The sequence below is a fragment of the Lentzea sp. JNUCC 0626 genome (assembly GCF_043632865.1).
In the GTDB taxonomy this organism is placed as follows: domain Bacteria; phylum Actinomycetota; class Actinomycetes; order Mycobacteriales; family Pseudonocardiaceae; genus Lentzea.
The window spans coordinates 3,914,384-3,932,473 of record NZ_CP171635.1; the positions used below are offsets into that span (position 1 = coordinate 3,914,384).

19 protein-coding genes are annotated in these 18,090 nt (G+C 69.3%); 11 read left to right on the forward strand and 8 right to left on the reverse strand.

Translation table 11 applies throughout. From position 1 onward, the window contains the following. Positions 1-5: 5 nt before the first annotated feature. Positions 6-1,247, reverse strand: a complete 1,242-nt coding sequence (locus tag JNUCC0626_RS16585) for an extracellular catalytic domain type 2 short-chain-length polyhydroxyalkanoate depolymerase (RefSeq protein ID WP_394620659.1) — start codon at positions 1,245-1,247, stop codon at positions 6-8. Between the two features lie 119 nt (positions 1,248-1,366). Between JNUCC0626_RS16585 and JNUCC0626_RS16590 the strand changes: the two genes are divergently transcribed. The 5 genes from JNUCC0626_RS16590 (at position 1,367) to JNUCC0626_RS16610 (ending at position 5,918) form a co-directional block, all read left to right on the forward strand. After that, positions 1,367-2,209, forward strand: a complete 843-nt coding sequence (locus JNUCC0626_RS16590; protein ID WP_394620660.1) for a PhzF family phenazine biosynthesis protein — start codon at positions 1,367-1,369, stop codon at positions 2,207-2,209. A 69-nt stretch (positions 2,210-2,278) separates the two neighbouring features. Then, positions 2,279-3,736, forward strand: coding sequence for a PP2C family protein-serine/threonine phosphatase (locus JNUCC0626_RS16595; protein WP_394620661.1), 1,458 nt, complete (start codon positions 2,279-2,281; stop codon positions 3,734-3,736). Then, the gene (locus JNUCC0626_RS16600) at positions 3,736-4,749 is read left to right on the forward strand and encodes a cobalamin B12-binding domain-containing protein (RefSeq protein ID WP_394620662.1); all 1,014 of its coding nucleotides are present in this window, start codon (positions 3,736-3,738) and stop codon (positions 4,747-4,749) included. The genes JNUCC0626_RS16595 and JNUCC0626_RS16600 overlap by 1 nt, the downstream gene beginning before the upstream one ends. A gap of 112 nt (positions 4,750-4,861) precedes the next feature. Continuing rightward, complete coding sequence (locus JNUCC0626_RS16605; protein WP_394620663.1) at positions 4,862-5,629, forward strand: MHYT domain-containing protein; 768 nt, start codon at positions 4,862-4,864, stop codon at positions 5,627-5,629. Positions 5,630-5,663: 34 nt separating this feature from the next. Then, a complete protein-coding gene (locus JNUCC0626_RS16610; RefSeq protein WP_394620664.1) occupies positions 5,664-5,918 on the forward strand; it encodes a Smr/MutS family protein in 255 nt (84 codons plus the stop codon). A 12-nt stretch (positions 5,919-5,930) separates the two neighbouring features. On the opposite strand, the gene JNUCC0626_RS16615 is transcribed toward JNUCC0626_RS16610, so the two are convergent. Next, positions 5,931-6,413 (reverse strand): hypothetical protein, encoded by a 483-nt coding sequence (locus JNUCC0626_RS16615; RefSeq protein ID WP_394620665.1) that lies wholly within the window; start codon positions 6,411-6,413, stop codon positions 5,931-5,933. Next, entirely contained in the window at positions 6,397-7,602 is a 1,206-nt protein-coding gene (locus JNUCC0626_RS16620) for an MFS transporter (RefSeq protein WP_394620666.1), read from the reverse strand. The genes JNUCC0626_RS16615 and JNUCC0626_RS16620 overlap by 17 nt, the downstream gene beginning before the upstream one ends. Positions 7,603-7,674: 72 nt before the next feature. On the opposite strand from JNUCC0626_RS16620, the gene JNUCC0626_RS16625 reads away from it, so the two are divergent. After that, the gene (locus tag JNUCC0626_RS16625; protein WP_394620667.1) at positions 7,675-8,115 is read left to right on the forward strand and encodes a helix-turn-helix domain-containing protein; all 441 of its coding nucleotides are present in this window, start codon (positions 7,675-7,677) and stop codon (positions 8,113-8,115) included. Here JNUCC0626_RS16625 and JNUCC0626_RS16630 read toward each other — a convergent pair. The 3 genes from JNUCC0626_RS16630 to JNUCC0626_RS16640 are packed head-to-tail and all read right to left on the reverse strand — an operon-like array spanning position 8,109 to position 9,727. Continuing rightward, the gene (locus JNUCC0626_RS16630) at positions 8,109-8,774 is read right to left on the reverse strand and encodes a DUF1345 domain-containing protein (protein WP_394620668.1); all 666 of its coding nucleotides are present in this window, start codon (positions 8,772-8,774) and stop codon (positions 8,109-8,111) included. The two genes, JNUCC0626_RS16625 and JNUCC0626_RS16630, sit on opposite strands and share 7 nt — an antisense overlap. Next, positions 8,767-9,108: an STAS domain-containing protein gene (locus JNUCC0626_RS16635; RefSeq protein WP_394620669.1), complete on the reverse strand. Its 342-nt coding sequence runs from the start codon at positions 9,106-9,108 to the stop codon at positions 8,767-8,769. Before JNUCC0626_RS16635 ends, JNUCC0626_RS16630 begins: the two co-directional genes overlap by 8 nt. A 1-nt stretch (position 9,109) precedes the next feature. Continuing rightward, on the reverse strand, positions 9,110-9,727 hold the full coding sequence (locus JNUCC0626_RS16640; protein ID WP_394620670.1) for a DsbA family oxidoreductase: 618 nt from the start codon (positions 9,725-9,727) through the stop codon (positions 9,110-9,112). 72 nt (positions 9,728-9,799) lie between these two features. Here JNUCC0626_RS16640 and JNUCC0626_RS16645 point away from each other — a divergent pair, with 72 nt between their 5' ends. Together JNUCC0626_RS16645 and JNUCC0626_RS16650 are read left to right on the forward strand one after the other, a co-directional pair. Further along, entirely contained in the window at positions 9,800-10,810 is a 1,011-nt protein-coding gene (locus JNUCC0626_RS16645; RefSeq protein ID WP_394620671.1) for a CobW family GTP-binding protein, read from the forward strand. Next, positions 10,810-11,871: a GTP-binding protein gene (locus tag JNUCC0626_RS16650; protein ID WP_394620672.1), complete on the forward strand. Its 1,062-nt coding sequence runs from the start codon at positions 10,810-10,812 to the stop codon at positions 11,869-11,871. The genes JNUCC0626_RS16645 and JNUCC0626_RS16650 overlap by 1 nt, the downstream gene beginning before the upstream one ends. Here JNUCC0626_RS16650 and JNUCC0626_RS16655 read toward each other — a convergent pair. After that, a complete protein-coding gene (locus tag JNUCC0626_RS16655; RefSeq protein ID WP_394620673.1) occupies positions 11,840-12,982 on the reverse strand; it encodes a mannosyltransferase in 1,143 nt (380 codons plus the stop codon). The two genes, JNUCC0626_RS16650 and JNUCC0626_RS16655, sit on opposite strands and share 32 nt — an antisense overlap. 94 nt (positions 12,983-13,076) lie before the next feature. On the opposite strand from JNUCC0626_RS16655, the gene JNUCC0626_RS16660 reads away from it, so the two are divergent. Next, a complete protein-coding gene (locus JNUCC0626_RS16660; protein WP_394620674.1) occupies positions 13,077-13,961 on the forward strand; it encodes a trypsin-like serine peptidase in 885 nt (294 codons plus the stop codon). Between the two features lie 17 nt (positions 13,962-13,978). Further along, positions 13,979-14,494, forward strand: a complete 516-nt coding sequence (locus JNUCC0626_RS16665) for a DUF4232 domain-containing protein (protein ID WP_394620675.1) — start codon at positions 13,979-13,981, stop codon at positions 14,492-14,494. Here the strand turns inward: JNUCC0626_RS16665 and JNUCC0626_RS16670 are convergent. After that, positions 14,421-15,563, reverse strand: coding sequence for a glycosyltransferase 87 family protein (locus JNUCC0626_RS16670; RefSeq protein WP_394620676.1), 1,143 nt, complete (start codon positions 15,561-15,563; stop codon positions 14,421-14,423). The two genes, JNUCC0626_RS16665 and JNUCC0626_RS16670, sit on opposite strands and share 74 nt — an antisense overlap. 153 nt (positions 15,564-15,716) lie before the next feature. Here JNUCC0626_RS16670 and JNUCC0626_RS16675 point away from each other — a divergent pair, with 153 nt between their 5' ends. Beyond that, entirely contained in the window at positions 15,717-18,047 is a 2,331-nt protein-coding gene (locus JNUCC0626_RS16675; protein WP_394620677.1) for an ATP-binding protein, read from the forward strand. Positions 18,048-18,090 lie beyond the last annotated feature (43 nt).

Consider the following 18,090-nt stretch of genomic DNA (forward strand, 5'->3'; position numbering starts at 1 on the left):
GGACCTCAGCACCTCACCCAGTAGTTCGGCGCGGTCTGCCGGAGACTGGTGGTGGTGTAGATGTTCCACAGGCCGAGGGCCTGGTTGGAGCCGAGCGCGTAGGTCTGGCCGAGCGTCACGTACGCCCGTGCGGCCACGGTGTGGGCGTAGTTGCTGGCCGTCACGCACCCCGACGGCGGGTTCGTGGTGGTGGTGATGGTTGTTGTAGTCGTGGTCGTCGTGGGTGGCGGGCCGCCGTTGCTCAACGCCTTGACCATGTTCACGACCGCGGTCATCTGCGGACCTGACTTGAGCGCGTAGCTCGACGACTGGTAGCCCCACCAGTCCCAGCAACCGCGCGGGTTGGCCGTGGACGTGGTGGCCTGCGGGTAGAGCACGATCATGCCGTTGGTGTCGGCGTACTCGTTGAGATAAGCCTTGTCCATCAACGCGTTGCCGATCTGGCCGTACGTCTGCTGACAGCCGTGCAGGGTGACCATCAGCTTGCACGGCCCGGTCTCGCACGCCTTGGGCACGTAGGCGAACCCCTCGCGGCCCAGGGTGATCGCCGACGCGCTGCCGCCGGGCGCGTAGGTGTTCTGGTCGAACTGCACGAGCTTGCCGGTCAACGTCGACGCGGCGGAGTTCACCGATCCGAAGAGGTGGCTCAGCATCTCGCGCACGACGTCGGCAGAGCACTTGTTGACGTAGGGCGAAGCCGTTGTGCCGCAGGCGTTCGAACCGATCGGGCTGATCCACGCGTGTCCGGCCGCGGTCGTGTTGTTGTAGACCACGCGGGAGCCGAAGTCGCGGTAGTAGGTGGCCAGGTCGTTGTTCACGGCGGCGTCCACGGTGTCGTCGGCGGTGCCGTGGAACAGCCACACCGGGTCGCCGGACAGGTTCTGCGGCGGGTCGAGGGTGCCCGCCGCCGCCCGGTCGCGGGTCAGCTGTTCGAGCTGGGCCGGGGTCTTGCGGGCCTGGAACGTGTCCATGCACGCGAGCAGCGCGGTGTTCACGTTGTTCTGCGCGCAGTCGTAGGCGCCGGCGGAGAAGATCCCCGCGCCCTGGAACACGTTGGAGTAGGCCACGTGCAGCTGGTTCGCCATGTAGCCGCCGGACGAGATCCCGCTGACGTAGGTGCCGGTGATGTCGTACTTGGTGAGCGTCCCGGACTGGGGTGGCGGGACCGCCGCGAGCGAGATCGACAGGGTTGCCGCGGTCAGGCCGAGGGCTGCGGCCAGGACTGCGAGCGCGTTCCTCAATCGCATGTGTTTCGCCTCCGTCGTTGCAGGCAGGAGTTGCAGGTTAAGAGCGGGTAACTGGTCGGCACCACGTGTCGGGCCGCCACCTCTCGCGCGCTCCGGGCGTGGACCGGCACCATTGACGGATGCGGAGGTTCAGCCAGGTAGACGTGTTCACCGACGAGTTCACGAAGGGCAACGCGCTCGCGGTCGTGCACGACGCGGAGGGCCTGTCCACGGAGGAGATGGCGGCGTTCGCGAACTGGACGAACCTCTCCGAGACCACCTTCCTGCTGCCGCCAGAGGACCCCGCCGCCGACTACCGCGTGCGGATCTTCACGACCAGCCGCGAACTGCCGTTCGCGGGGCATCCGACGCTCGGCTCTGCCCGCGCGTGGCTCGACGCCGGGAACACCCCGCGCGAACCGGGACGGCTGGTGCAGGAGTGCGGGGCCGGGCTCGTCGAGGTGCGTCGTGACGGCGCGCGGCTGGCGTTCGCCGCGCCGCCGCTGGTGCGCAGCGGGCCGGTCGAGAACGTCGACGGGCTGGCCGCCGCGCTCGCGATCAGGCCGGACGAGATCGTGCAGGCGCGGTGGGCCGACAACGGGCCGGGATGGGTGGCGGTGCTGCTGCACTCCGCCGAGGCCGTGCTGGCGGTGCGGCCGGACTACACCCGGTTCGGTGAATTCACCGACATCGGTGTCGTCGGTCCTCATCGGGCCGGCGGGGACGCGGCGTTCGAGGTGCGGGCGTTCGTCGACGAGGGTGGTGTGTTCGGGGAGGACCCGGTGACGGGCAGCCTCAACGCGTCGATCGCGCAGTGGCTGATCCCGGCGGAAATCGCGCAACCCCAGTACGTCGCGGCTCAGGGCACGGTGCTCGGCCGGCGGGGCCGGGTCCACCTGTCCCTGGCCGGCGGACAGGTCTGGGTCGGCGGCGACACCGTGGTCGGGATCACCGGAACGGTGACGCTGCAACCAGTCCGTTGAGGACTGCTACCCACTCCTGACCAGGTTCAAACGTTGTTCTTGATCGGGTTCGGATGAAACAATCGGCTCGTGGTCACGGTCTCCAGCTGGCTGCGTTCTCCGTGCCCCGCGCTCGTGGTCGACACCGCAGGTGCCGTGCACGGCATGAACGACGCAGCCAGGTCACTGCTCCCGCACGAGGTCTTGCCGTCCGAGTGGCAGCACGGCGAATCCGTGCACCTCGCGGAACGCAGCTACGCCGCGCACCGGGTCGACAACGAGGACGGCTCGGTCACCTGGTGGCTGCTCGACCAGACCGACCTGCTGCTGGAACGGGACCGGGCCGCGCTCCTGACCCGCATGTCCAGCGCCCTCATGACCTCGCTCAACCCCGAACGGTGCATGACCGTCGTGGCCGAACTGGCCGCCGCGCACCTCGCGGACGAGGCGCTGGTCATCGCGCCGCCGTCGAGCTCCGGTCACCCCGTCACGCGCTGCCGTCGCGGCGAGTCGCCGACGTACGAACTGCAACAGGTCGACGTCGAGGAGGTCGTCGGGCTCGGCGAGGCGCTGCGCGGGTTCCCGCCGGTGCCGTCGCGGTGGATCGACCCGGCCGCGGCACCGGAGTGGCTCGCGCGCGACGGCGTGTCGATCGTGGTGACACCGCTGCCGGGCCACGGCGTGCCGGCCGGTGCGTTGATCCTCATCCGGCGGGACAGGGGGTTCAGCGACGACGAGGAGGCGTTCGCTCGGCTCTTCGCGTCCAGGGCGGGCGTGGCGATCTCGGCGGCGAGCCTGTTCACCCAGCAGGCCGTGATCACCGAACGGCTGACCCGCGACCTGCTGCCGCCGGTGCTGCGCCGCTACCCCCACGTCGAGCTGGCCGGGCGCTACCGGGCGGCCGCGGACACCGAACGCGTCGGCGGCGACTTCTACGACGTGCACGAACTGCCGGACGAACAGCTGTTCGTCGTGCTCGGCGACGTCTGCGGCAAGGGCCTCAACGCGGCCGCGCAGACCGGCAAGGTCCGCACGGCGGTGCACGCGCTGCTCCAGGTCGTGACCGATCACGACAAGATGCTCGCCGCGTTGAACCAGGCGTTGCTGACGACCGACGAGTCCCGTTTCATCACCACGGTCGTGGGCACCGTGCGTCCCGTGGAGGCCGGTCTGCACGTGCGGCTGACATCGGGCGGGCACCTGCCTCCGTTGATCGTGCGGGTGGACGGCACGGTGGAGGCGGCCGCGACCAGGGGCACGCTCGTCGGCATCCTGCCGGAGATCGTGACGGCGACGGACGAGATCGTGCTCGCGCCGGGCGACTCGTGCCTGCTCTACACCGACGGCATCACCGAGGCGCACGGCGGCCCGCTGGGCGACGAGGAGTTCGGCGAGGACCGCCTGCGCCGCGCCCTCACCGCGTGCGGCGGCATGCCGGCCGAGGCGCTCGTCGAACACGTGCACATGCTCGCCGCGCAGTGGGTGGGTGGCGGCGAGCACGACGACATGGCGACCCTGGCGATCACAGCGCCGCGCAGGAGGCCTTAGTGGAGGCCGTCGACCTCCTGTGGGAGGCGGTCCTCGAAGGTGACGAGCACCGCGCGACCGACGTGGTGCTGGCCGCCGCCGAGGACCACGGCCACGAGACCGTCCTGCTGGACGTGATCGGCGGCGTGCAGCACCGAGTCGGCCGCGAGTGGGCGTCGAACCGCATCAGCGTCGCCCAGGAGCACGCCATCACCGCGATCAACGACCGCGCGGTCACCGCGTTGTCGATCACCCGCCCACGCCGCAGCCCGGTGCACGGCCGCGTCACGGTGGCGTGCGTGGACGGCGAGTGGCACGCGCTCCCCGCCCGCCTGTTGTCAGAAGTGCTGGCGCTGCGCGGCTTCGCCGTCGACTACCTCGGCGCCCAGGTCCCCACCCCGCACCTCATCACGTACCTGCACCGCACCGGCCCGGACGTCGTGGCGCTCTCGAGTTCGATCGCGACCCGACTGCCCACCGCCCACGCCACGATGACGGCGTGCCAGGCGGCAGGTGTGCCGGTGATGGTGGGAGGCGCCGCCTTCGGCACCGACGGAGCCCACGCCCGTCGCTTCGGCGCGAACGCGTGGGCAGCCGACGCCCGTTCCGCCGCGGACATGCTGCTGTCGCAGACGTTGCCGGTCCCGGGCCGCCCGCACCAGCCGGTGGACGACCTCCCCCACCTCGCCGACCAGGAGTACACACTGGTCACCCGGAGCGCCCGAGACCTCGTTCGGTCGGTCTACCGAGGACTCGAAGACCGTGTCCCCGCAATGCGGTCCTACAGCGACGAACAACGCCAGCACACCGCACAGGACCTCGCGCACATCGTCGAGTTCCTCGGTACCGCGCTGTACGTGGACGATGACTCCCTGTTCACCACGTTCCTCTCCTGGACCGGTGAAGTGCTGAACGCCCGAGGCGTCCCCACTCGCGTCCTGGAGCCCACATTGGACCTTCTGGGCGCACAGCTTCGCGACTTCCCGCGAGCACAACGAATGCTCCGTTTGCGAGCACGCGCAGACGCACAGTAGTCCTATCTGGACAGACGCACCGAGTGCCCGCCCGATCGCCCTTCGTATTCGTGAAGTCCTTTGTTGGCAACGGACTTGTGCCACATAGATTCGAAATGTTTTCATCTCGACCATGGAGATGGGGACATACACGCCGCTCGCCGCCTACGCCGTAGCCGTGCTCGGCTCCATCCTCGGACTCTTGTCCACGGAACGTGCCCGGCACGCCACGCGCACGACCCGAAACTGGTGGATCGGCGTGGCCGCCGTCTCCATCGGCGGCCTGGGCATCTGGGGCATGCACTTCACCGCCATGCTCGGCACCTGGATGGGCGCCAACGTCTCCTACGACATCCCGATCACGTTGCTCAGCATGGTCGTCGCCATCCTCGTGGTGGCCGCGGGCCTGTTCCTCGTCCGCCGCTACGGCATCGACGGCGACACCCGCTTCTGGCCCCTGGCCGCGGGCGGCCTCGTCACCGGCCTGGGCGTGGCCGCCATGCACTACACCGGCATGGCCGCCATCGTGATCAACGCCGACGTCTCCTACAACTTCGGCCTCGTGGCCCTCTCGGTCGTCATCGCCGTGGTCGCCTCCACCGTCGCACTCTGGTTCACCCGCAAGGTGAGCGGCTTCGCGGCCGTGATCGGCGCGGCCCTCGTCATGGGCGTGGCCGTGACCGGCATGCACTACACCGGCATGTACGCGATGACCATGGCCCACGACCACAGCGCGTCCGTCGTCGTAGGCAACTCCGAAGAGCTCATCACGTCGCTCATCATCGGCGGCGCGGGCGTCAGCGTGCTCATCATCTTCCTGCTGGCCCTCACCTCGGCCGACGAGGACCGCGAGGAAGCCGAACTCCTCGACCGCGTGATGCGCCGCACCAGCCAGGGCTGACCCTTCTTGCTCGGCCTTGCGGCAGAATGTCGGCGTGCCCGACAAGCTGACCGTGGACCTGCACCCGATCTTCCGCAGCGACCAGGACATCGCCCAGGCGGTGCGCACGGCACTGTTCCGCGCGGCGGGCCAGAAGGTCCCCGTCGTCGAGATCATCACGGGCAAGGGCTCCGGCACGTTGCGGACCCGCGTGCTCGCGATGCTCAAGCAGCCGCACGTGAAGAAGCTCTACAAGCGGGTAGAGGTGGCGCCGGGCAACGACGGCATGGTGCTGGTGCACCTGCGGTAGGCACCGACGAACTCAGGCCGTGGCCTCAAGAACGCGCCGGATCAACAAACCCGCCCCGTCGACGAACGGCCCGATGGTCACCCGACTCCCATCGACCAGCGTGATCTGACACCGGACGTCCACGCCCAAAGCCTTGGCCAGAAAGGTCTTCTTACCAAGGTCGACCGCAGCGGCAACGTCCGTCCACAACGCAACAGTGCGGCGATCGCCCCACGAGTGCACAAGCCCACCTTCGTGCAGAACGAACCGCTCCCCCACACGCGTAACAGCCTGCACAGCAAGGATCGTCCCCAGCACGACGACACCGAGCCCGCCGCCGATCATGATGCCGACGACGAACATGACGGCCCCCGCCCGCCCCACGTCGAGAGCCAGGACCAAGAACACCCCGAACGCCAACGCCGGTGTGCCGACGAGAATCTCCACCACACCCCGAACCGCACGGCGCCGGTTGTCGACGTCGTACCGTTCCACCTCTTCACCCAGTTCCGCCACGACGAGCGACGCTAGGTTCAGGCCAACGGGACCGGTCCCACACCAGAAGCCCCGCCAACGCACCCACAGCAATCACAGCGGACGCCACCAACGCGGCATCGGACAACGAAAACGCTTGCGCCATAACGGGTCCCGCCACCGAACCCACCAACGTGGCCAATGCCTCGGCCGCCAGGAACACCGCACTGATCCGCCCCAGAGCCTCGTTGGGAACAGCCCGCTGAAGCGCGGTCTGCGGCGTGATGAGCGTCATCGACCCGAACGTCCCGATCGCCACAGCCGCCACCAGCGCGGTCGGCAACGCGGTCGAGGCGAAGAGCGCGTAGAGGGAGACGGCGGTGGCCAGCTGGGTCGCGGCCAGCAAGACGCGCGGGCGCACCCGATCGACGAGCCGGCGAATCGCCACCGCACCAACCAGGAATCCGACCCCCAACGCCGACATCACCAATCCGACCTGTGAGGTCCCACCGAGACGTTGGATCCCGAACGGCACGATGAGCGCGCTCAGTGACGCGTTGGCTGCCAGGAAGACCGCGGTCAACGGCAGCAGCGCGCGGGCGGTCGGCGAGTCCCGCAGCACCTTCCACCCATCCGCGAGGCCGGGCCGAGAAGGACCCACCCCGTTCGACCGTCGGGCAGTGAGCACGATCGCCAGCGCAGACGCCAGATAGCTCGCCGCGTCGATCAGCACAAGCGTCGGGAAACTCGTCAACGCCAAGATCGCCGCGCCGAGAGGCGGACCGACGAGCCGCACGACACCGTCGGTGACGGCGTTCACCGAGTTGGCGCTGCTGAGCCCGGTGCCGACGCCCACAACCGAAGGAACGTGCGCCTGCGCTGCCGGACGGAACAACACGGCACCGGCGCTCTCGGCGACCAGAGCCGCGTAGATCCACCGATGGTCTGCGGCTGCGGCCAGCATCAGCAGCACAGCGCCCGCCCGGAACAGATCTGCGGCGATCATGACGCGCCGACGGTCCCACCGGTCGGTCAACACCCCCGCGACCGGCCCCGACAGCAGTGGCGGCAGGTACTCGAAGGCCAGCGTCAGCCCCGTCGCCAGCAGCGACCCGGTCAACACGTAGACGTGTGCCGGAACAGCGATGACCAACAGCCACGACCCCAACGAGCTGATCGCACGCCCCGTCCAGAGCAGTCGAAAATCGCGACTGCGCAGTGCTTCCACCACCGACCCACCCCCAGGTAGAGTCCTGTCAGAATAAGAGCGTCACCACAAGTGTTCTGTCAAGACAGGAGAGAAGTGCCGAACGAGCCCATCGGCCCCCGGCTGCGCGCACTGAGGCAGGCGTCCGGCCGAACCGTCGCCTCGGTGGCGGCCGACGCCGGTCTGTCCGTTCCCTACATCGCCAACCTGGAGAACGGCCGGGGAAACCCTACGACGGGTGCGCTGGACCGGCTGGCCACGGCACTGGGCACGGAGCTGTCGATCAGCTTCACGTCAGGCACCCCGGAAGTGGCCGCAGCAGTGCCGCCGAACGTGGTGAAGCTGAGCCGCAGCAAGCGTTTCCGGGCAACGGTCGGCGCCCTGGCCAACCAGTCCGGACAGGACGAACAAGAAGTGGCCGCACGACTCATAACCGCATGCGCACACCTCGCCCTGGCACTCGGCGACCCGAGCGAGCACGACTGGTGGCGGCTGCTGGACGCGGCGCTGCTCATGGCCGAGCACCCGGCTCACTGACTGCTGATGCTCGCGACCAGGTTGATCGTCGTAGCCAGCACACCAGTGCCGAACAGATACGACAACAAGGCGTGCTTCAACGCCGTCCGCCGCATCTCCCGCCCCGACAGGCTCGTGTCGGACACCTGGAACGTCATCCCGATGCTGAACGCCACGTAAGCGAAGTCCCCGTAGTCCGGCGGCTCCGACTGGTTGAAGTCGATCCCACCATCAGCGCCGTAGTAGTAGAGCCGCGCGTACCGCAACGTGAAGATCGTGTGCACGACCATCCACGACAACACGACGGACAACACACCAAGACCGACTCGCAGCAGCTCGGACCCACCAGAGGTGTGCGCCGCACGAGCCAACACAAACCCCACGGACACGAGGCTGGCCAACGCGGCTACAAGCAGCAGCACCTCGGCCACGCGACGTGTGGGGTCGTTGCGCACGGCGTGCTGTGCGGTCGACTCGGCGTCCATCGGCCAGATGACCATCCACGCGCGTACGAGGTACACGAGCGTGGCGATGTCCCAACCAACCAAGAAGCCGAACTCGCCGTGACCGGAGAAGGTCACGGCGAGCCCGCTGACCAAGCCGCAGGAGACCGCGACGACGACCTTGGTGCGGTCGAGCACGAACCCGTCCGGCAACGGCCGGGACGGCAGATCAGGCACGGAGCGCCGCGTCCAGGTCGACGTACAGCTCCAGGGTCTCGTTCAGCGTCGTGGCCTTCAAAGCGCGCAGCACGCTGCCTCGCGGCGACACCAGGCGCAGGGCGGTGCCGCGTTCCTCGCCGCGCTGGTGGTACTCGACGAGCACGGAGAGGCCGACGGAGGCGAAGAACTCGACTCCGCTGAGGTCGAGCACGATCGGCAGGCCCGCGCCGTACGCCTCGGAGAGCTTGTCCCGCAACAGTTCCGCGGTGTACGAGTCGACCTCGCCCTCCGCTCGCAGCACCACGACCTCGGTAAGCCGTTCCGACTCGACCTTCAACAGCGCGTCGTCCATGTCACGCCTCCCAAGCCTGCGTCAGCGCTCGCCCGAACAGCTCTACCGGCTGGGCACCCGCGACGGCAAGCCGCCCGTCGAGTGCCACGAAAGGCACACCGGACACGCCGATGTCGCGCGCACGGGACTCGTCGGCCCGCACCTCGTCGGCGTACGCGGAGGGGTCCTCCAGGACGGTCTTCACGTCGGCGCCGTCGAGACCGGCCTCGACGGCGATCTCCGTCAGCGACTCGGCCGTGAACAACGACCGGGCCTGGCCGAAGTTGGCCCGCAGCACGGCGTCGAGGACCTGCGGCTGCACGCCCCGCTCCCCCGCCAGGTGCAGCACGCGGTGCACGTCGAACGTGTTGCCGACCTCGCGGTCCAGCCGGTACTCGAGCCCCTCGTCGCGGGCGAGCTGCGCGACGGAGTCCTCCATCTCGGCGGCGCGCGACCCGAACTTGGCGGCCAGCATGTCCTGCACGGACTCCACACCCTCCTTGGTGGGGTCCAGCTCGAACGCGCGGTGCACCACGGTGACCTCGGCACGGTGCTCGAACGCGGCGAGCGCCTTCTCGAAGCGCGCCTTGCCGATGTAGCACCACGGACAGATGACGTCAGCCCAGAACTCGACCTGCATCGTTCGATCATGTCACGACCAGGGCCGCGCGTCCGTTCAGAAACGATAATCGTTGTCATGTAGGCTGCGGGCATGGCAGCACGGGTCGTATTGGTAGCCGGGTTCACGCAGCACGACGTCGCGGACGAGCTGTGGCGGGCGTCGCCGGAGTCGTCGCTGGTCAGGCACGATCTGAGCGGCCTGGCCGAGGGTGTGGTGCGGCGGTGGAGGGACGGCACGCTCACCGTGCTGGAACTCGCGCACGGCTGCGTCTCGTGCACGTTGCGGCTCGACCTCGTCCCGTTGCTCGAAGGCATCGACGGCCGCGTGATCGTGCACCTCGACCCGATGCTCGAACCGGAGGCGGTCTGCTTCGCGCTCGCGGAGACCGAGGTGGAGGTCGAGGCCGTGGTGACGGTGGTCGACACCGCCACCTGGCTCGACGACGCGACCGGCACCGACTCGCTCGCCGACCGCGGCATGCGCGCGGCCGAGAACGACGAGCGGACCGTCGCGCAGGTCGTGGTCGGCCAAGCGGAGTTCGCGGACGCCCTGGTGCTGACCGGCGAGCCCGGCCCGGTGCTCACCGCGGTGCTCGATCGCCTCTCCCCCACCGCACCCCGCCGGCTCGCCACCGACGACGTCGCCGCACTGCTCCACGCCCTCCCCCCGAGCGCGCGGCGGGGCGAGCTCGACGACGGGTTCGGCTCGCTGCTGTTCGGGCGGCCGCCGCTGGAACCGGCGCACGGCGTGTCCGTCGTCCACTTCACCGACCGGCGCCCGTTCCACCCGATGCGCCTGCACGACTGCATCGGCGTGCTGCTCGAAGGCGTCGTCCGGGTGCGCGGCCGGGTGTGGATCGCGAGCCAGCCCGACGCGGCGCTGTGGCTCGAGTCCGCGGGCGGCGGGCTGCGCGTGGGCAACCTCGGGCCGTGGGAGGGCGAGCAGGACCAGGAGGTCGTCGTGATCACGCAGTCCGCCGACCCGGCGCACATCACCGCGGCCCTGCGCTCGGCGCTGGTCACCGACGAGGAACTGGGCCTGATCACCGAACTCGACTTCGCCGACCCGTTCACCGACTGGCACGAGGAACTGGAACTCTGATGCGCACCCCCGTGACCGTGCTGTCCGGCTTCCTGGGCGCCGGCAAGACGACACTGCTCAACCACGTGCTCGCGAACCGCGACAACCGCCGGGTCGCGGTGATCGTGAACGACATGAGCGAGGTCAACATCGACGCGGCGCTGATCGACCGCTCCACCGAACGGCTGGTCGAACTCACCAACGGCTGCATCTGCTGCACGTTGCGCGAGGACCTGCTCGACAGCGTCGGCGACCTGGCCCGCTCCGGCCGGTTCGACACGATCCTGGTCGAGTCGACGGGCATCTCCGAGCCGATGCCGGTGGCGGCGACGTTCGACTGGACCTTCGAGGACGGCACGAGCCTCTCCGACCACGCCCGACTCGACACCATGGTCACGCTCGTGGACGCCTCGGGCTTCCTGCGCGAGATGGCCGCGGGCGACGTCTCGGACCTGCTGGTGGACCAGGTGGAGTTCGCGAACGTCCTGCTGGTCAACAAGACCGACCTCGCCCAGGACCTGCCAAAGCTCGACGCCTTGCTGCGCCGCCTGAACCCGTCCGCCCGTGTGCTGCACACGAGCCGAGGCGTCGTCGACCTCGCGGACGTGCTGGACACCGGCCTCTACGACCCGATCACGGCCGCGCAGACACCGGGCTGGGCCGCCGAACTCGCGGGTGGCCACACCCCGGAGACCGAGGAGTACGGCATCCGATCGGTCACCTACCGCGCTGCCCGGCCGTTCCACCCGGCCCGGCTCGTCGACGCTCTGAGCGACTGGAAAGGTGTGTTGCGCAGCAAGGGTTTCTGCCACATCGCGTCCCGGCCGGACGTGCTGGCGGTGTGGTCGCAGGCCGGTCCGAACCTCGTCATCGAACCGGGCGAGCTGCTAGCCGGCACGCAGGCGCGACAGGAGCTGGTGTTCATCGGGGTGGACCTCGACGTCACCGAACCCGCCCGGCGGCTGGATCCCGCGCTGCTCACCGACGCGGAACTCGAGGCGGGCCCCGAGGTGTGGCGACGGTTCGAGGATCCGTTGCCGGAGTGGGACTTCAGCGATCTGCACGACCACGCGCACCCGTGACCGCGAGGGTGACGAGGGCGAGCGCCGGGTACACCCAGCCGAGCAGGGCGAGCGGCCACGGCCTGGGGATCTCCCAGATCGACGGCTGCAGGTTGATCAGGACGGTGATCACGTCCGACAGCACCGCGACCGCCCACACGCCCGCGAGCACCAGGTTCCGCCGCGCGTAGACCAGCCACAAGACCAGAGGAATCACCCACAACCAGTGGTGGCTCCACGAAATCGGCGACACCAGCAACCCGAACAGCTGCACGGTGATCACGGCTGACAAGGTGTCGCCCGCGCGCACGGCGGCCCGCAACGCGAACCCCGTCACCACAGCGGACACGACCACCGCGAGCAGCCACGGCCACGACATCTCCACGTCGTACCCGAGCGACCGGGACAACGCGCCGCGCAACGACTGGTTGATCACCGAGCCGACCGGTCCGACCCGATCGGCCGCGCCGAGCAGTTCGAACCAGTACCGCCACGAGTCCTGTGCGGACACGGCGAACCCCAGCGCGACGGTGATCAGGAAGCCGCCGATCGACCACAGCGCGGCCTTCCACCGGCGGGTGACCAGGAAGTACAGCCCGGAGATGGCCGGCGTCAGCTTCAGGCCCGCCGCGACGCCGACGCCGAGCCCCGCCACCACCTGGCGGGTCGCGAGCATCGCCGCGAACACCCCGGCGACCAGCACGAGGTTGATCTGTCCGAAGTCGAGGGTCTTGCGCACCGGTTCGAACCACAGCGCGATCGCCGTCCACAGCAGGGCACGGCGACGCCACGTCTCGTCGAACTCGCCGTCGTTCAACGCCTTCAACGCCGTGCGGACGAGCCACCACAGGCAGATCAGCGACAGCACCTGCCACACGACCCGTGCGGCGGTCCAGGGCAGCGCCGAGAGGGGCAGGAACACCGCCGCGGCGAACGGCGGGTAGGTGAAGGGCAGCGGGAAGTCCGCCGTGAACGGCATGTCGATCGAGTAGAGCTGATCGGTCAGCACGTTCGGCGCGAGGGTCCAGTAGACCTTGAGGTCGATCATCCCCCAGTTCGCCGTCGCCGCGTAGACCACCAGCGACACGCACAGCAGCAGCGGCGCGAACCTCAGCACGCGCTGTTCGATCACCAGGCTCCTCCCGAGGACGTACGTCGATCTCATCCTAAAAGCTGGTTTAGAACGTCCGGCGCAACGCCCTCCCCGAACACCACGTCCCCTGATCATGAGCTGGAAAGCACTGAGCGCGTCCGGACTGGTCCTGGCGGCGGCCCTCGTGGCGGCCCCGGCGCAGGCAGCGGAATCGGGCCAGGTGGTGACCAGAGTGTCCGAACAGGACCGTTCGGCAGCACTCGCCCACTGGACACCGGAACGGATGAAATCGGTCGGCGACGGCGACCTGCCGCCCGCCGAGCAGATCTCGCAGCCGCACGGCCAGGTGCCGGGCGTGGGCAGGTTGTTCATGTCCACGTCGACCGGGCAGGACCACTCCTGCACCGCGACGGTCGTGCCCAGCGAGACGAAGGACGTCGTGCTGACGGCCGGGCACTGCGTCAACGGCGGCTTCGACCGGTGGGACAACCCGATCAAGATCCTGAACGTGGTCTTCGCGCCCGGTTACGACCGCGGTGCGAAGAACGGGGTGTTCGCGGCGCGCGCGTTCGCGTGGTCCGACACGTACACCGGACCCACCAGCGGGCTGGACGACGACGCGGTGATCGCGCTCGACCCCGTGGACGGCAGGCACGTGCAGGACGTAACCGGCGCGCAGGACGTGTCGTTCGACACGGTCGCGAGCCCGGTGGACACCACGATCCTGGGGTACCCGGTCTCCCAGTTGGCGAAGGGGGAGGCACTCCTGTCGTGCGTGCGACCGGCCACGTTGAAGGTCAACTCGGTCATGAGCGCGTGGGAGACGGACTGCGACCTCGCCGGTGGCGCGAGTGGTGGCCCCTGGCTGCGCGGGTTCGACCCGTCGACCGGGAGGGGAACGATCTTCTCGGTCACCAGCAGGGGAAGCATGAACGGCGACCTGGTCACGACCGACCTGAGCGGAGCCGCGTTCTCCGAGGCCGTCGAGACGCTGTACGTCAGCGCCAACGATCTCTGATGAGGGAAGGATTGACGATGAACACCAAGTACAAGTCGGTCGCAGCCGCAGGGCTGCTCGCCGCGGCCGCGACGGCGCTGCTGACCGGAGCCGCGTCGGCCAACCCGTCCGACCAGCCGTGCGACGTCGACGACCTCGCCGTCTCGGTCACCCAGGACCCGTACTCCTCGGCGGGCCAGCAGGCGTTCGTCATCCACTACGACGCCGCGAACGAGCACACGAACTGCAAGCTGCAGGGCGCGCCATCGCACGTCACGTTCACCAAGGGCAGCGGCCACGGCGAGGGCGACGGCAGCGGCATCGAGGTCGTCCTCGACAACCCCAACGGCGGTGCGCCGCCGGTGAACGTCCAGCCGGGCAAGGCCGCCGTGTCGCGCATCCTGATGGAGTCGCAGGCGCCGGTGACCTTCCAGCCGTCCGTGGTGAACCTGGACCTGCCCGCCGAGAACGGCCACACCGTCACGGTGTCGTGGCCGGACGGACAGCCGCTGAAGGGCTCGTCGGTCGAACTGACGGACGTGTCACCTGCCTGAAAGCCAGGCCTCCCAACGTGATCGCGGTCAGCCACACGTAGGTGTCGAACTCGTGCAGGCGCGTCACGAACACGAGGAACACCGCGCCCGCGAGCCAGAAGTGGCGCCGCAGCAAGAGGAACACCAGCACCGGCACGCACCAGACCCAGTGGTGCAGCCAAGAAACCGGTGAGGCCAGCAGCCCGGCGGCCGCGATGACGAACAGAGCGACGAAGTCATCGCGCGTCCGCCGGGCCACGACCAGTGCCGTCACGACCACGAGACCCGCGAACGCCACCCACAGCAGGGTTTCGAAGCCCGGCGCGAGACCGAGCCCGCGCAGCACACCGCGAATCGACTGGTTCGTCGAGAGCGACATGTCCCCGATCCGGTCCGGGTTGAGCAGCGAGTGCAGCCAGTACCGCGCCGAATCCGTTGGGGCGGCGAGGAATCCGACGGCCGCCAGACCCAGGAACGTCACGACGGACGTCGCCGCCGCCCGCCAGTCACGTCGGGCCAGGAAGTAGAGCACGAAGATCGCGGGCGTCAGCTTGATCGCCGCGGCCACACCGATCAGCACCCCGCGCCACCGCGGATCCGTCACCAGCAGGACGTCGATCACGACCAGCGCCAGCAGGTACAGGTTGATCTGCCCGTAGCCGTAGGTCATCCACACGGGGTCCAGGGCCAGCGCGCCGATCGGCGCCAGCAACCCGGCCGTCCAGGTGAGACGCGGGTTCACCTTCCCCGCCACCGCGACGCACACCGCCGTCAGAGCGACGAACCCGGACACGACCATCAACGGGAACAGCAACGGCGACGGCACGAAGCTGAGCCCGCTGAACAGCATCGCGGCAGCGGGCGGGTAGGTGAAGGGCAGCTGCGGGTCGAGCGGCGGCCCGGTGAACCCGGTGTAGAGCGACCTGCCCTCGAGCCAGGCGAGCCCGCCGAGCCGGTACACGTCGAGGTCGATCGGGTAGTGACCCGACCAGGTGAAAAGCAGCCACGCCAGCGCCGCACACCAGGCCGCACCAGCGAGAACGGGGAAGAATCCGCGCGGAACCAGAACGGTTTTCCGCGTCGACGACACGATTGACACCTATTCGAAATTATCCACGACAACACCGGTTCACCTTGCTGAACAACCGGCAGAACCACCGGAAGAAGTGCTCTCGCCAGCAACGACGGACGGGCTCGGGCGTCTAACAGAACACATAATGCGCAAGAACCAGGGGGGCGCGCAGTGGGCACGACGGCGTTCGGAGACTTTCTCCGCTTTTACCGATCGCGTGTTCCGCTGACCCAGGAAGAACTCGCCGAACGCACAGGGCTGAGCACTCGCGCGATCAGCGACATGGAACGCGGCCGCACGCTCAGCCCCCAGTTCCGCACCGTGCAACTCCTCGTCCAGGGCCTGGCGCTGCTCGAGGAGGAAGCGGCCGAGTTCACCGCCCTGGCCCGGGCCAGCCGGGTGGTCGCGGCCCAGGAACGCCCCGAGACCCCGTTCACCGTGACGTCCTGCTCGCTGCCGCCGGTGCTGATCGACCTCACCGGCCGCGAGGCCGAGAAGAAGCTCCTGACCGGGTTCGCCGCCGACGCGGCCTCGTCGTCACGTCTCCAGATCGCCGTGGTGCACGGCGCTCCCGGCTCCGGCAAGACCGCGCTGGCCGTGGACGCGGGCCACCGCCTGGGCGCGCGGTTCGCCGACGGGTGCGTGTTCCTGGACCTGCGCGGCACGGACCCCGAACCCCTCACCCCCGACAAGGCCGCCCACCGGTTGCTGCGGTCGTTCGGCGTCGACGAACGCCAGATCCCGGCCGACCCGGAGGACAAGCTCTCGCTCTACCGCTCACAACTGCGCGACCGCACCGTGTTGCTGGTGCTGGACAACGCCGCGAACGAGGCCCAGGTGCGGCCGTTGCTGGCTTCCAGTCCCGGCACGCTGGTGCTGCTGACGAGCCGCCGCACCCTGACCGGCCTGGACGCCCGGCACCGCCTGCCGCTGGAGTTGTTGCCGCTCAACCACTCCGTCGAACTGCTGCGCGCCGTCACCGGACCGGACCGGCTGGACGCCGAACCGCAGGCAGCCGAACGGGTCGCGGAACTGTGCGGGGGCATGCCGCTGGCGTTGCTCATCGCGGGCAACCGGCTGACGAGCAGACCACAGTGGACGATCAGTCACCTCGCCGAGCAGCTGGAGGACGAGGGCCGCCGACTGTCCGTGCTGCGCGCGGGCGACCTCCAGGTGCGGGCCGCGTTCGAACTCTCCTACCACCAGCTCAGCCCCGCCGCCGCGACGTTGTTCCGCAGACTGGCGCTGATCCCGGGCCCCGACACGAGCGCGCCGCTGGCGTCCGTGCTGATCGACGACGCCGAGGAGGCGTTGGAGGAACTGGCCGACGCGAGCCTGCTGGGCATCGGCGAGACCCCGGGCCGCTACACCCGCCACGACCTGTTGCACGTCTTCGCCTTCGAACGCCTGGAGCTCGACGACACCCCGCAGACCGTCCACAAGGCCAGAACCCGGCTGCGCCACTGGCTTCTCGACGTGGCCACGCGCGCGGCCCGCTTCTTCGACCACGACGTCCCCGCCGAACGCGCGGGCCCCGTGCACGACAAGGACTCCGCGGCGAAGTGGCTCGACCGGGAGCTGGAGAACTGGCGCGGCGCACTGCGCGAGGCCACCGAAGCCGGTGAGCACGGCCGCGTTCTCGCGCTGGCGCAGGCGATGCACTGGTACTCGGACATGCACGGCGTCGGCGAACTGTGGCGCGAGGTCTTCGCGGCGGGCGCCCACGCGGCCCGGCAGCTGCACGCCCCGGAGGACGCCGCCGAACAGCTGAACTACCTGTCCTGGGCGCTCTACGCGTTGTGCGGCAGGCCCCAGGAAGCCCTGGCCGTGCACGACCAGGCAGCGGCGATCCCGGTGGGCACCCTCACCGAGGCCTGGACCTGCTACTACGGCTCGGCGATCCGGCGGCGGGTCGGCGACCCGGACAAGGCCGTCCAGCTGGGCCGCAGTTCCGTGGACCTCTTCGACCAGGCCCGCTACCCGATCGGCGAGAACCTCGCGTTGTCGTTGCTGGGCCTCATGTTGCACACGACGGGCAACCTCGGCGAGGCCGTCGAGGTGCAGCAACGCGCCGTCGACCAGCACCGCGCGGCCGCGGGCGACGACGAACTGCTGTCCATGATGCTGATCCGGCTCGCCACCACCAGAGCCGCCGCGGGCGAGATCACCGCCGCGCTGCACCTCCTCGACGAGGCGGAGTCGTTGTTCCGCAAACACTCCAACACCGCCGGCACCGCCCGCGTGCAGCACAACCGCGGCCTGGTGCTGATGGACGCGGGCCGGTTCCCCGAGGCACGCCGGCAACTCCTGGCCGCGCTCGACGAGGCGCGCCTGTCCGACCACCGGGTCGAGATCATGGCACGTCTCGCCGACCTGGCCGACGCCGCGGGAGAGGCGGCGCAGGCCCGTGAACTGCGGGTGCGCGCGTTGGCCGAGTGCGACCGCTACGACACACCTGCCGTGCGGATCACGGCGGCGCAGCTGGTGAACGCCCTGAGGTGACGCACAGTTCCAGGACCGGGCTCGGCTGAACGGCCGTCCTCCG

Excerpts from the sequence above, each read along its gene's own strand:
- JNUCC0626_RS16585 (WP_394620659.1), bottom strand. The coding sequence starts at position 1,247 with ATGCGATTGAGGAACGCGCTCGCAGTCCTGGCCGCAGCCCTCGGCCTG.
- JNUCC0626_RS16590 (WP_394620660.1), top strand. The coding sequence starts at position 1,367 with ATGCGGAGGTTCAGCCAGGTAGACGTGTTCACCGACGAGTTCACGAAG.
- JNUCC0626_RS16605 (WP_394620663.1), top strand. The coding sequence starts at position 4,862 with ATGGAGATGGGGACATACACGCCGCTCGCCGCCTACGCCGTAGCCGTG.
- JNUCC0626_RS16635 (WP_394620669.1), bottom strand. The coding sequence starts at position 9,108 with ATGGACGACGCGCTGTTGAAGGTCGAGTCGGAACGGCTTACCGAGGTC.
- JNUCC0626_RS16640 (WP_394620670.1), bottom strand. The coding sequence starts at position 9,727 with ATGCAGGTCGAGTTCTGGGCTGACGTCATCTGTCCGTGGTGCTACATC.
- JNUCC0626_RS16645 (WP_394620671.1), top strand. The coding sequence starts at position 9,800 with ATGGCAGCACGGGTCGTATTGGTAGCCGGGTTCACGCAGCACGACGTC.
- JNUCC0626_RS16650 (WP_394620672.1), top strand. The coding sequence starts at position 10,810 with ATGCGCACCCCCGTGACCGTGCTGTCCGGCTTCCTGGGCGCCGGCAAG.
- JNUCC0626_RS16660 (WP_394620674.1), top strand. The coding sequence starts at position 13,077 with ATGAGCTGGAAAGCACTGAGCGCGTCCGGACTGGTCCTGGCGGCGGCC.
- JNUCC0626_RS16665 (WP_394620675.1), top strand. The coding sequence starts at position 13,979 with ATGAACACCAAGTACAAGTCGGTCGCAGCCGCAGGGCTGCTCGCCGCG.